The sequence below is a fragment of the Mycobacterium sp. NGS68 genome (assembly GCF_059812195.1).
On record NZ_JCALCE010000008.1, the window covers coordinates 160,195 to 173,376 of the forward strand.

A 13,182-nucleotide genomic window follows, 5' to 3' on the forward strand; every position below is an offset into this window, starting at 1 on the left:
ACGACTGGAGTCGACGATGAACGGTCAGGTAGGTCCGGCCCCGGGCCTACCGCGGATCGTCACGTTGACCATGAACCCGGCGCTCGACGTCACGACAAGCGTGGATGCCGTGCGGCCGACCGACAAACTGCGATGCGCCGCGACCCGTTACGACCCGGGCGGCGGTGGCATCAATGTGGCGCGGATCGGACAAGTCCTCGGCGGCTCGGTGTTCGCGGTGTTTCCCGCAGGCGGGTCGCACGGGGGACTGCTCACGCGGCTGCTCAGCGATGCAGGTGTGCCGTTCGGCGAAATCCCGATCGTCGAGCCCACGCGGGAGAGCTTCACCGTCAACGAGACAAGCACCGGTCATCAGTACCGCTTTGTCCTGCCTGGGCCTGCGCTGACAGCCCGAGAGCAGGAGCGGTGCCTGCAGGAACTGCGGATGGCGGCACGGTCAGCCGAATTCATAGTGGCCAGCGGCAGCCTGCCGCCGGGGGTGCCCGCGGACTTCTATCACCGAGTCGCCGAAGTATGCCGCAGGGTGGGTGCGCGGCTAATTCTGGATACCTCGGGTGGCGGCTTGCAGCACATCTCCGCCGGGGTCTTCCTGCTCAAGGTCAGCATGCGCGAACTTCGCGAATGCGTCGGACGAGACCTATTGGCCGAGGCCGACCAACTCGCTGCCGCGCACGAGCTCATCGACAGTGGTCGTGCCGAGGTCGTGGTGGTGTCCCTGGGCTCGCATGGCGCATTGCTCGCGACACGCCACGCGAGCCATCGTTTTGCCGCGGTTCCGATGCAGGGCGGCAGCGGTGTCGGGGCCGGCGACGCCATGGTCGCCGCGATCACGATCGGGCTCAGCCGCGGATGGCCCTTGACCAAGTGCGTCAGACTGGGGATTGCGGCGGGTGCGGCGATGTTGATGACACCTGGTACGGCGACGTGCGAGCGCGCCGACGTGGAAAAGTTGTTCGAGTTGGTCGCCGAGCCCGTCACGGTCGATCGAGCTGGTCAGGAGTCGCCATGAATCAACCCGACCCCAAGTGGGTGGTCGTCGGCGTCAATGGTTCGCAGGCCGCCGTGAACGCCGCGAAGTGGGCGGCCGACGAGGCGATTGGTCGGCAACTGCCGCTGCGCCTCATTTACGTCATCAAACCTCCGGACGCGCGGAACGCTTCACCACACAGCTCCACGGAGTGGGAGCTCGAACGTGGTGAAACGGCGCTTTCCCAGGCGATGTGTGCAGTGCAAAACGCGGGCAGGCCGGTCGAGATCGAAACGGCCATTCTTTCGGGGGACCCGGGCGCGGTGCTGGTCGATGAGTCATCGGCTGCGGCCATGGTCTGCGTCGGGACTTCCAGGCGCGGATGGGCGGCCGACGGGCTGTTGGGGCCGACGGCGGTCGCACTGGTTACGGGCGCACACTGCCCGGTTGCCATCATCCGGACCAACCCCGACGGATCACCGACGGAGCTCGGTGTGATCGCAGTAGCGCTCAACGACGAACCCGACAACGACGAAGTCGTGCATGTGGCGATGGAAGAGGGACGCCGTCGCCACGCCACTGTGCGTCAGATCGATCGGCGTCTGGACAGCTGGATTCGCCGGTACCCCGACGTTCCGGTCCAGATCGTTGCTGCGGGTACCGGTCCGCACACGGTCGAGCACCACGGCGGCGCGATCGATCTGGCCGTTGTGGGTAAGGCCGATGCCGGCGAGCTGCCGGGTCTGACCACCCCGAACTGCCACCCCATTCTGGGTTATCCGGATTGCTCGATACTCGTGGTCGGCCATTAGCCGGGCCGTTCACGCGGCGTGACCTCGGTCGCGGCCGGCGACGCCGGCGGCGTGTTCGATGGCACGGTTAGCTGAGCGGCTGGCCCACGGCAGCGCGACCGTCCTTGGGGGACCCGTGTGTGGCTGACCTGTGCGGGTGTCGCATGGTGGCTTGTTCGGTCGACGAAGGCCTAAGCTGGCAAGCGGCAATGTGGCTTCGCGATCGGCGGCCCGAAGCCCGAGCGATCGTTTGTGGAGGTATCGCGGGAGTTGACCACTGACAATGCCGATTCGGTATTTGCTGAATTGGGTCAGCCAGAGCTTCTCAGCAGGATGCATGGACAACTCGATGAGTTGCTGGCGACGCGGGACCAGATGGAGCATCTGCTGCGCGTGATTGTCGAGATCGGCGCCGATCTCGACCTCGATGCGACGCTGCGTCGGATCATCAACGCGGCCAGGAAGTTGACCTCGGCGCCGTACGGTGCGCTGGCCGTGCGCGATCGTGAAGGCGCGCTGGTGTCGTTCGTACACGCGGGTATCGACGATGAAACCGCTCGCCGGATCGGGCATTTGCCGGTCGGCAAGGGAGTTCTGGGTGTTTCGCTGGTCGAAACGCCGGCGCTGCGCTTGGACGACCTGACCATGCACCCGGCCGCATGCGGATTTCCCGAATACCACCCACCCATGCGGGCTTTTCTCGGGGTGCCGATCACGATTCGGGGCACGGTGTTCGGCAGCCTGTATCTGACCCACGTCGACCAGGGGCGGGTGTTTTCCGCGTCTGACGAGTTCTCCGCTCGAGCGCTGGCATTCGCGGCCGCCGTCGCCATCGACAATGCGCAGCTCTTCGAGCGCGAGCGGATGTCGGTGAAATGGACGGAGGCCAGCCGCGAAATCACTACCTCGCTGCTGTCCGCAAAGGAACCGCACCGGCGTCCACTGCAGCTCGTTGCCGACCGAGCGTGCGCGCTGACGGGCGCCGAGCAGGCGATTGTGCTCGTGCCCGTAGACCCTGACCTGCCGACCGAAGAAGTCGACACACTGGTTGTGTCCGCCGCGGTGGGTCTGTACGCGGACGAAGTGACGGGTCAGCAGGTTCCGGTAGAGGACTCCACGTCGGGTTCGGTTTTTCGTTCGGGCCAGCCGCTGATCACCGAGGCGTTGCGCTATCCGATCCAGTCGTTCACGGATGTGGGACAGCGCCCCGCGATCGTGATGCCGTTGCGCGCGCACGACGAGGTGGTTGGGGTGATCCTCGTTGCCCGGGCTGCGGACCAGCCGCCTTTTGACAACAGCTATCTCGATTTGATGAGCGATTTCGCCACCCACGCCGCGATAGCGCTGGTCCTCGCCTCGGGCCGCGAGAAGGCGCGGCGGCTGACCATCCTGGCCGAGCGCGAGCGGATTGCGCACGATCTGCACGACCATGTCATTCAGCGACTGTTCGCCACGGGAATGGATCTGCAAGGCACTTTGGCGCGCGCGCGGTCGCCGGAGGTGGCCGACCGCCTGACCCGCACGCTCGACGATCTGCAGGCCATCATCGAGGAGATCCGGACCACGATCTTCCAGCTGAGTTCCACCAGAAAGCACGACGGTGGCTTCCGGCAGCGGATCCAGCGCGTGGTTGCCGATTTGACGGAGAACCGCGACATCGTGGTCACGATTCGAATGAACGGTCCGATGACGGTTGTCGGCCCCGAACTCGCCGAGCAGGCCGAAGCAGTCGCGACCGAAGCGATCAGCAACGCCCTTCGCCACTCCGGTGCGTCGAGGTTGACTGTCGATGTCGATGTCGCCGACGTGTTTACCCTCGATATCACGGACAACGGCCGCGGCATACCCGTGGAGAACCAGCGCCGCAGCGGTCTGGCCAACATGGTGCGCCGCGCCGAACAACTTGGCGGCCGGTGCGAGATCACAACTCCTCCGGAGGGCGGCACGCGCGTGCACTGGACCGCTCCGTTTTCCGACTTCTGACGCTTACCCGTCGGCGCCGTCGGGCTGGCGGCCCAGCCTCGCACCGGGCGAATGCCCTTGTCGACTCGGGACTTCCGCCCCTACCGCACCGTCGGATCGCGAGCAGACTTAGAGCTGTCGGCAGATTCGGACATACCAGCTTGCCGGAGTTCTGGTTTACGTGGACTGTATAGGCGCGACGGGTGACAACGAACATTCTCTCTGACGAGCAGATCAGCGCGCTTACGCCCGCGCAGCGGCGCGAACTGATCCAGCGCCTCGAGCGGCCCGCTTCGAAGTTGAGGCCCAGAAATGCCGTCGAGAAGTTGAAACAAGCACATCTGGGGCTGATGACCGGTGGCGCGTTGTTCATGATCCCCTGGACCATCTATCTGAGCCTCACATTGCCGCGGAGCTACACCGTCCACGACTGGCGGCTGACGTGGTTGGGTTTCGACATCTTGCTGGTGATATTTATGGCCGCCACCGCGATCTTGATCCGGCTTCACCGTCAGGTGCTCGTATTTCCCGCCTTCACGACCGGGATTCTGCTGTTGTGCGATGCGTGGTTCGACGTTACGACGGCCAGCCCCGGCGAGCTTCGCGCATCGATAATCACCGCGATACTGGGCGGTCTGCTTGCGATCGTGCTGATCGGCGGCTCCTGGAGCCTGGTGCGCTTCAACGCGAGTCGGCTGTGGTTACTCGAGCCAGGCCAGTCTCTGTGGCGGGTACCGCTGAGCGACACGCCGGCCGAGCTCGTCTCCGATTCGCCCTGAGGCCGAATCCCGTTCCGCCGGGTCGAACTCATGGGCGCTCATGGGAACCAGCCGCTCGAGTCACTTCGAGACTGGGTCGAGCGCCGTTGGCCGGTCGCGGACCACAAGGACGGAACATCCGGTTTGCCCGAAGCGGGTTCTGATCGGACCGACTATTCGGGTGACCTGTCCGGCATCCGAATCGCCCACCACAGCGAGCTGGACGACGTCTTCTGTGCTGGATAGGAATTGGGCGGCACCTTGTCGGGCGGCCACAGGACGCACGTGTACCTCGGGATATCGCGCCACCCACGGGCCGAGCCGATGATTAAGTTGCTGATACGGTATCTCGCCCAGGCCCCATCGCCACATACCCATCGCCAGGATCGGTGCATTGCGAAGTCGGGCCTCCTTGAACCCGTAGTTCAGGACCAGGTCGCTGCCGGGCGAATCGTCGATGGCGACGGCTACCCATCCGGGCGGTGTTCCCTCGGCTTCGCGGTCGCCGCGGATCACCGCCACCGGGCAATGTGCCTTCCTGGCAACACTTTCGGCGGTCGAGCCGAGGACTCGGCGAGCGACCTGGTCGATGCCGACTGAGCCGATGCACACCAGCGCTGCGTCGCAGGATTGCTCGATCAGGGCATGGCCGGGCGAACCGTGCACCAGCGCGGTTTCGATCCGGACTGGACTGTCGACGGCTTTCAGCGTCGCCGAGGCGGCCCGCAACGCCGTCTCGCCGTATTGGATGTCGAGATCTTCGTCACCGCGCGGCTCGCCCGGGCTGTGTGCGGGGATCGCATGTACCAGGCGAAGCGGGACGTCGCGGCTGACGGCCTCCCCGACCGCCCACTTGCCCGCGTTGACCGCCGCGTCGGACCCATCGATACCGACAACCACCCGCTCTGTGGTCTGAGCAGTGGCCTGCGGAGGGTTCATTTTCTATCTCTTTCAGCACTGCGCGTCGAGTCGCAGGTTCCGACGCCCGCGTCGAGACATTGGTGGCATGACGCCGCGATTCACGCGAACTCGACGGTGTGCCCGGGCCATAGCGTTCGCACCCGGCCACGGCATTCGACATCGATGTGCCCGCGACCCCCGGTCTCGGCAGTCAGCACGGCAGTCCGTCCACGGATCCGCAGGTGAAGCCGATTGCCGCGATAGGTGAAGGGGAACTCGATTGGACCGAGGCCCTCCGGCCAGTGCGGACCGAGTACCAGTCGGTCGTTGCGTGTTTCCAGTCCGGTGAAACAGCGTTGCAACAGGTCGACGCTGCCCGCCATCGCTGCCAGGTGTATTCCTTCCGATGTCGTACCGCCCTGGATGTCGGCGACATCGGAACTGAGTACTTGCTCGAAGTACTCCATGGCGTTATCGCGGTTGGCGCGGGCAAGGACCCACGAATGCACGATCGCGCTCAGCGTCGATCCGTCCGAGGTACGTGCCAGGTAGTAATCCACCGTCTTCGGGATCTGCGCAGGCCTGAAGTGGTAGCCGAGTCGGCCGAAGATGCCAAGCAACTCCTCCGCTGACAGCAGGTAAAACAGCATCAACGCATCCGCCTGCTTGGACGCCTTGTAGTTGTTCACGCTGTCGTCCTCGGCGTCCAGGATGCGGTCGAGTCGCTGGATGTTTCCGTAGCGCTCGCGATAGCTTTCCCAATTCAGCTCCGCCAGTTCGGAATAGCCTTCGAACTGACTGATCACATCGTCGTGGAAGGGCACGAACATGCGTCGGGTCACGTGGTCCCATCGAGTGTGTTCCTGGGTGGTCAGACCGACTTTCCCGACAAGCTCCAGGCGGTCGCGCAGCGGCAGCAGATCAAGCGCGTCCATGGCCCGCATGATCGCCCAGACCGCCATCACATTGGTGTATGCGTTGTTGTCTATCCCGTCGTATTCCTTGCCCGGATATCCGGAATGGAATTCGTCCGGACCGATGATGCCGCGGATGGAGTAGCGGTCGCGACTTTCCTCGAAGTTTGCCAGACCCACCCAGAAGCGGGCGATCTCGACCAGCATCTCGGCGCCGTAGTCGATGAGAAACTGTCGGTCCCCCGTCACCTGGTAGTGCTGCCAGGTGTTGTAGGCGATCGCCAGCCCGACGTGATGCGCGCGCGCACTGGGATCCGGATTCCACCGTCCGGACTGCGGATTGAGGTGAAGCTGCTGGCTCACTTCACGTCCGTCGCTTCCCGATTGCCAGGGATACATCGCGCCGAGATAGCCCGCGTTCCGAGCGGCACGACGGGCCTCGGGTAGGCGCCGGTAACGATAAAGCAGAAGCGAGCGGGACACATTCGGCATCCGCAGGTTCACGACGGGGGTGATGAACAGCGAGTCCCAGAAAACGTGCCCGCGGTAGGCCTCACCGTGCAGTCCGCGCGCTGGGACGCCGGCGTCGAGTTCGGCCGTGTGCGGCGAGATGGTTTGCAGCAGGTGCACCAGATGCAGTCGCAGGACCCGCACTGACTCGGTGCTGTCGGAAAGTCCGACGCTGCATTGCTCCCACAACCGGGCCCACGCCCGGGCATGCTGATGATGCAGTTCGGCGAATCGGCCGGTTCCATCGAGGCATTGCTGCGCGGCGCTCGCCGGTTCGGATATGGCGCTGTCCCGACCGGTGAAGACGGTCACGATTTTCTCCAGGCTGACGGATCGACCTGCGGAGATTTCGACCTCGATATCGTGGCCGCCCCGATTGGCCGCCCGGACTTCGGCGTAACGCGCCTCAGCCGGTGTATCGTCTCGCCACACAGTGTTTCGCGCGGCCAGCGCGATCGATATGCCGGATTGTGACGTCTGGGTCCGCAATAGCACCGAGTCCGGCGCTATCGCGTCCACGATCGATTCGGTGAGGTGGGTGCTAGACAGCGAACGATAACGGTCGACCATGGTATTGCGCACGGTCCCGTCCAGCAGTGATCTGAACTGCACGGTGCCCGACCAGTTCTCGGCACCAACGGTGGTCTGCATGGCGAGCAGGTGAGGTTCGTGCATTGCCGCGAAGCGCCGTTGGTTGAGTCGGGTAATCCGTCCCGCGCTGTCCCGGAATCGCACGTCGCGGATCAGCGTCGCGTGTCGCAAGTCGAATGTCTGACGATAGGAAAGTAACTCGACGTCGTCGATGCTGAACCACGATCCACCGTCGATCCGGAACGTCAGTGAAAGCCAGTTGGGCAGATTGACCAGACTCTCGTTTTCGATCGTTCGGCCGGCTATCTGATCGGCCAGCGTGTTGTACACGCCCGTGGCGTAGGTGCCGGGGTAATGCGCATCGCCTGCGGTGGACTCCGGTGCGCAACCACGGGTGGCCACATATCCGTTGCCGACGGCGCACAGCGCCTCGCGCAAGCGCTCCGTCTTCGGTTCGTACCCTTCGTAAATGAGCTCCCACGGGTCTCGCGGTGGTGCGGCGTCTTTGAGGTTTTCGGCCAGATAAGAGATGAATTCCACTACCTTGACCGGGCTTTCGAGACTGAACGAGGCGGACGACAGTCGATCAGGGTCTTCCTCGTGGCACACCGTGATGCCCACACCGTCGAACCGGACTGCGTCGAATGCGTCTTCGTCCGTGGTGTCATCGCCAATGTAGATCGGCAGCACCGTGCCAGGGTCGACGGTGTCGCCGAGTCCTGCAATGTGGCCGAGCATCCAATGCAGCGTGCTGCCCTTGTCCCAGGAGATATTCGGCCGAAGCTCGATAACCCTGCGGCCCGTCGTTGCTCTGAGACCTTCGGAACGCCCGAGTCGGCGCACCGCCGCAATGACGCGGTCGACGGTTTCGGGATCGACCTTGCGGTAGTGCACCGCGACGGCAAAACGTTTGTGCTCCAGGATTATTCCCGGAATGTCACCAAGCTCCTGCACCAACCGGTCCGCAACCTGCGCTAGTGCGCCCGCCGCCGGGGCGGCGGCGGCGTTCTGATGGTGACTCCCGTCGGGTGCCAACAGCTCGAAGCCATGGCCACCCGCGAACCACAACCCGTCCACGTCGACCCGGTTGCGCACGTCGGCCAGATCACGGCCGCTGATAATCCCCACCACGCATTGGCTTGCCAGCGCTCGCAGCGCCTCGGCGGCGCCGGCGATAAGTGCCGCCGACTCGGGATGCTCGACGATTTCGGACAAGGTGCCGTCGAAGTCCAGGAAGACCATTGGCCGACGGCCCGTCACCAGTTCCTTGAGCTGGCTGTAGACCTGTAGGGCGTCGGGAATAGCCGATGTGGCGGCATGGCCGCATCGGACTGTGATCTCAGCGAGATCGGCGACCAGCGCATCGGTTCGGCGGGGCAGCGCTCGGTCCCCGTCGGCGGCTGGATCGACACCGATGACGAGGCCGAATCCGCACTGCGTGCTCGACGAGAAGCCGGCCCGCTCCTGCTCCACGACCACGCAGCGATCGGGGCGAATACCGAGCCCACGCGCCGTTTCGATCAGGACTCCTTCACCCGCATCTTCGGCGTCCTCGGCTTCGGTAAGGCCCACCGTGACGAATTCGTCGATGCCGACAGCGCCGACAACCTGCGCGCAGTTACGACCATGTGAGCACACCCCGATCGCGAATCCGGCATCTCGTAGTCGGTGCAGTAGTGGGACGGTCGAATCGCAGCAGCGAAGGCCCTGCGAGGCGGTATCGGTGACCAAGCAGGTGAGGTCGAAGATCACCGCATCGTGGTGGCGCCTGTCAATGGCGGCGGCCCATTCGGTCATGGTGGTGACGATGCCACAGTCGAGCGACTCGTCTGGCTCAGCACACGCAACGAGGGCCTCTTGTCCGTGTGGTTAGGGACTAAAGTCTCACGACCATCGACATCTGGGGCAATAGCGTCTCTTGTGGGGGTCGGAACCCGTGGGCCAGGATGCAGAACAGCGATATCGATGAGGAACCAGAGCCATGGAGGCAACCATCACCGCCGAAAGGTCTGCCGAGTCGCCGATCGCGGCCGCGCCGCCCTATGTCGAGGTGCACGAGACCCATACGGGCGTGGTGGTGCTGGCCGGTGATCGCGCCTACAAGGCCAAGAAGCCGGTGTTGACCGACTTTCTGGATTTCCGCACTCCGGAGCAGCGCGAGGTCGCCTGCCGGCGCGAAGTCGAGTTGAACAGCCGGCTTTCCCCCGGTAGCTACCTCGGGGTGGCGCATCTCAGCGATCCGGCCGGTGGAGCTGCCGAACCGGTCGTGGTGATGCGGCGGTTCCGCGACGATGACCGCCTGGCGGCTGTCGTCTCCCGCGGCGGGCAGGACGAGTCCCTGCGGATCATCCTGGACACCATTGCCGTTGTGCTGGAACGGTTTCACACAAGCGCCGAGCGGAATCCACTGATCGACGACCAGGGCGTTGCCGGCGCGGTCGCGCGGCGTTGGCGTGACAACCTTGACGAGCTTCGCCGCCATGCCGGTACGACGGTCGCCGAGGAGTCGATCGAACGAATCCAGCGCCTAGTCACCGCATTCGTTTCCGGACGTGCCGCCCTGTTCCAGCGCCGGATCGACCAGGGCTGCATTGTCGACGGCCACGGCGATCTGCTCGCCGATGACATCTTCTGGGTCGACGGCAAACCGGTTCTGCTGGACTGTCTGGAATTCGACGACAAGCTTCGCCACGTGGATCGCATCGACGATGCCGCGTTCCTCGCGATGGACCTGGAGTTCCTGGGCCGCAAGGACCTGGGCGATTACTTTCTGCGACGCTACCTTGCCCACTCGCAAGACACGTCCCCGTCGTCGCTGCGGGACTTCTATATCGCCTACCGCGCAGGGGTGCGGGCGAAGGTTGACTGCGTCCGAGTTTCGCAGGGCGAATCGAGCGCCGCGGCTGACGCCGCCCGGCACCTCGACATCGCGACGCGGCATCTGGAAAACGGCGCCGTACGGCTGGCCCTCGTCGGCGGGGGCCCGGGGACCGGCAAGTCGACAGTGGCGCGTGCGCTCGCTGAACGTGTTGGAGCACAGGTTATCTCGACCGACGACGTACGGCGTGAGCTGCGGGAGTCGGGAGTCATCACGGGCGATCCCGGGGAACTTGATGCGGGACTGTACAGCCCGGACAACGTCGCGATCGTCTATGAGATCGCCCTACGACGAGCGAGCGAGTTCCTGGGCAGCGGACGATCGGTGATCCTCGACGGCACCTGGCGCCGTCGGGAGACCCGTGCACTCGCCGATCGATTTGCCGCTCAGACACATGCGGCGCTGGTCGAGATACTGTGCTCGGCAACGGTGGGCGTGGCCGCCGAAAGAATAACGACGAGGCCACCTGGCAACTCCGATGCAACCCCGGAGATCGCGGCGGCGTTGGCCGCTCGGCGCAGCGACTGGGATCGCGCGCACCGAATCGATACCTCTCGGCCGCTTGAGGACACATTGCGCGACGTGCAGGATATCTGGCGTCGGGCCATTGAGAAGGAGTAGCAGATGGCAACGAACATTCCAGTCACCGGCTATGTCTCGGACATTTCGGCATTGCGTCTCACCGATGCCGAAGAGGCCGGAGGCAAGGGCGCGAATATGGGTGAGCTGGTTGCCGCCGGGCTTCCGGTCCCGCCGGGGTTCGTCTTGCTGCGTAGCGGCTATCTGGCGGCGATGCACGCCGGCGGCGTCGATGCCGAACTCTCTGCGCTGCATCGCGAGGCGTTGACGCAGGTCGACAACGGTGCGCGGCTGGACGAGCTCTGCCAGCGAATGCGGAGCCTGGTGAGCAAGGCCGGCGCCAGCGACGACGTTCGCGATCAGCTGCTCGACGCGTATCGCAGACTCGGGCCTGACTGCGTCGTGGCCGTGCGATCTTCGGCGACGGGCGAGGACGGACGCGACGCGTCGTTCGCGGGGATGAATCAGACCGTGACGAACGTGACCGGCGAGGCGGACCTCATCGATGCCGTCAAGCGTTGCTGGGCTTCGTTGTTCACTCCCCGGGTCATCACTTACCGCGCCAGTCGTGGCTTCCTCGCCGATCCCGCGATGGCCGTGGTGGTCCAGCAGATGATTGCCTCCGAACGGTCCGGGGTCGCGTTCACCACAGACCCCAGCACGGGGGAGCGGGATCACATCGTCATCGAGGCGGCCCTGGGGCTCGGCGAGGTCGTGGTGTCCGGAAAGGTCCAGCCAGATACCTATGTCGTCGACAAGAAGACCCTGGACGTGCTGGACGTCAAGATCGGTTACCAGGCGTTCAAGATCGAGCGCGGGCCGGAGGGCCACGACGTCATCGTCGAACTGGATCCGGCGCAGGCCGAAGCGCGTGTCCTGGATGACAGCGCCCTGCGACGGATCGCCGAGCTTGCGATCGCCACCGAGGCGCACCACGGTTGCCCACAAGACGTCGAGTGGGCGATCGCGTCCGGCAAGTCGTGGTTGGTGCAAGCCAGGCCCATCACCACCCTGGGCGATGACACCGCCGACGAGTCGGAGAACTCCGGTGTGCTGCTTCGTGGGTTGCCCGCAGCGCCCGGCACGGCGTCCGGGCGGGTCCGTGTCCTGCGTACCCCGCAAGAGTGCGGCGCGTTGGTGGACGGCGAGATTCTGGTGGCACCGATGACGAATCCCGATTGGCTGCCGGCAATCCGCCGGTCGGCGGCGCTGGTGACCGAGACTGGCGGGATGACCTGTCACGCGGCCATTGTGGCGCGTGAACTGCGGGTTCCGTGTGTGGTGGGAGCCCGGGGTGCGACGACTGCGTTGCACGACGGACAAACGGTCACGGTCGACGGCGGGCGGGGAAACGTCAGCGCGGGGCGGGCGGGTGCTGAAGTGGTGGTCTCGCCGGTCGCGCAGCAGCCCGCTGCCGCGGCCGCCAGCATCACCACCGGCACGAAGATCTACGTCAATTTGGCCATGCCCGACTCGGCCGAGACGGTCGCCGCCCAGGACGTCGACGGCGTGGGTCTGCTGCGTGCCGAGTTCATGCTCACTCAAGCGCTGTCCGGAAGGCATCCACGCGACCTGATCACCCACGGCGAGCAGGACAAACTCGTCGACGCCATGGTGGCGTCCATCGGCCGCATCGCGTCGGCCTTCGGCACACGACCGGTCATCTACCGCGCCACCGACTTTCGCAGCAACGAGTTCCGCGGGTTGCGCGGCGGTGAGGAATACGAGCCGGTGGAACACAACCCGATGATCGGTTACCGCGGGTGCTACCGGTACGTCAAGGAGCCCGACCTCTTCGCACTGGAGCTCCAGGCGTTGGCCCGCGTGCGGGAACGGAATCCCAACGTGCATCTGATGATTCCGTTCGTCCGTACCCGCTGGGAGCTGGAAGCCTGCCTGTCTCTGGTGGACGCGAGTCCGCTGGGAACTCACCGGGGAATGCACCGCTGGGTGATGGCGGAGGTCCCCTCGGTGATCTATTGGCTTCCCGAGTACATCGGCATGGGCGTGGACGGGGTGTCCATCGGGAGCAACGACCTGACCCAACTGGTTCTCGGTGTCGACCGCGACTCCGACACATGCGCCGAGTTGTTCGACGAATCCGACGGCGCCGTGCTCGACGCGATTGGTCGCATCATCGCGATCGCGCGCAAACACGGCATCACCTCCTCGCTGTGTGGGCAGGCGCCGTCGACCAACCCGGCGTTTGCCGAGCACCTGGTCCGGATGGGGATCACCTCGGTGTCGGTCAACCCCGATGCGGTCACCGCCACCCGGCGGATCGTCGCCGCCGCCGAGCGCAGGCTGCTGCTGGAGTCGGCGCGGGGTTGAC

8 protein-coding genes are annotated in these 13,182 nt (G+C 65.0%); 6 read left to right on the top strand and 2 right to left on the bottom strand.

The annotated features are described in order from the left end of the window. Positions 1-16: 16 nt before the first annotated feature. The 4 genes from AC5Y5V_RS11820 (at position 17) to AC5Y5V_RS11835 (ending at position 4,499) form a co-directional block, all read left to right on the top strand. Positions 17-1,009, top strand: coding sequence for a 1-phosphofructokinase family hexose kinase (locus tag AC5Y5V_RS11820; RefSeq protein ID WP_499934669.1), 993 nt, complete (start codon positions 17-19; stop codon positions 1,007-1,009). Further along, a complete protein-coding gene (locus AC5Y5V_RS11825) occupies positions 1,006-1,779 on the top strand; it encodes a universal stress protein (protein WP_499934673.1) in 774 nt (257 codons plus the stop codon). The genes AC5Y5V_RS11820 and AC5Y5V_RS11825 overlap by 4 nt, the downstream gene beginning before the upstream one ends. Before the next feature lie 312 nt (positions 1,780-2,091). Beyond that, positions 2,092-3,741 carry a sensor histidine kinase gene (locus AC5Y5V_RS11830; RefSeq protein WP_499934891.1) on the top strand — a complete coding sequence of 550 codons (1,650 nt, stop codon included), beginning with the start codon at positions 2,092-2,094 and terminating at the stop codon, positions 3,739-3,741. A 182-nt stretch (positions 3,742-3,923) separates the two neighbouring features. Beyond that, positions 3,924-4,499 carry a hypothetical protein gene (locus AC5Y5V_RS11835; protein WP_499934677.1) on the top strand — a complete coding sequence of 192 codons (576 nt, stop codon included), beginning with the start codon at positions 3,924-3,926 and terminating at the stop codon, positions 4,497-4,499. Positions 4,500-4,559: 60 nt separating this feature from the next. Here AC5Y5V_RS11835 and AC5Y5V_RS11840 read toward each other — a convergent pair whose 3' ends face one another. Beyond that, on the bottom strand, positions 4,560-5,417 hold the full coding sequence (locus tag AC5Y5V_RS11840; protein ID WP_499934681.1) for a universal stress protein: 858 nt from the start codon (positions 5,415-5,417) through the stop codon (positions 4,560-4,562). Positions 5,418-5,497: 80 nt separating this feature from the next. Then, positions 5,498-9,190 carry a trehalose-phosphatase gene (otsB, locus tag AC5Y5V_RS11845; protein WP_499934685.1) on the bottom strand — a complete coding sequence of 1,231 codons (3,693 nt, stop codon included), beginning with the start codon at positions 9,188-9,190 and terminating at the stop codon, positions 5,498-5,500. Between the two features lie 184 nt (positions 9,191-9,374). Between otsB and AC5Y5V_RS11850 the strand changes: the two genes are divergently transcribed. Together AC5Y5V_RS11850 and ppsA are read left to right on the top strand one after the other, a co-directional pair. Next, positions 9,375-10,892, top strand: a complete 1,518-nt coding sequence (locus AC5Y5V_RS11850; RefSeq protein ID WP_499934689.1) for a bifunctional aminoglycoside phosphotransferase/ATP-binding protein — start codon at positions 9,375-9,377, stop codon at positions 10,890-10,892. 3 nt (positions 10,893-10,895) lie between these two features. Further along, positions 10,896-13,181 carry a phosphoenolpyruvate synthase gene (gene ppsA, locus AC5Y5V_RS11855; RefSeq protein ID WP_499934693.1) on the top strand — a complete coding sequence of 762 codons (2,286 nt, stop codon included), beginning with the start codon at positions 10,896-10,898 and terminating at the stop codon, positions 13,179-13,181. Position 13,182 lies beyond the last annotated feature (1 nt).

Coding starts and splice junctions, on each gene's coding strand:
- AC5Y5V_RS11825 (WP_499934673.1), top strand. CDS start 1,006: ATGAATCAACCCGACCCCAAGTGGGTGGTCGTCGGCGTCAATGGTTCG.
- ppsA (WP_499934693.1), top strand. CDS start 10,896: ATGGCAACGAACATTCCAGTCACCGGCTATGTCTCGGACATTTCGGCA.
- otsB (WP_499934685.1), bottom strand. CDS start 9,190: ATGACCGAATGGGCCGCCGCCATTGACAGGCGCCACCACGATGCGGTG.
- AC5Y5V_RS11850 (WP_499934689.1), top strand. CDS start 9,375: ATGGAGGCAACCATCACCGCCGAAAGGTCTGCCGAGTCGCCGATCGCG.
- AC5Y5V_RS11830 (WP_499934891.1), top strand. CDS start 2,092: ATGCATGGACAACTCGATGAGTTGCTGGCGACGCGGGACCAGATGGAG.
- AC5Y5V_RS11840 (WP_499934681.1), bottom strand. CDS start 5,417: ATGAACCCTCCGCAGGCCACTGCTCAGACCACAGAGCGGGTGGTTGTC.
- AC5Y5V_RS11820 (WP_499934669.1), top strand. CDS start 17: ATGAACGGTCAGGTAGGTCCGGCCCCGGGCCTACCGCGGATCGTCACG.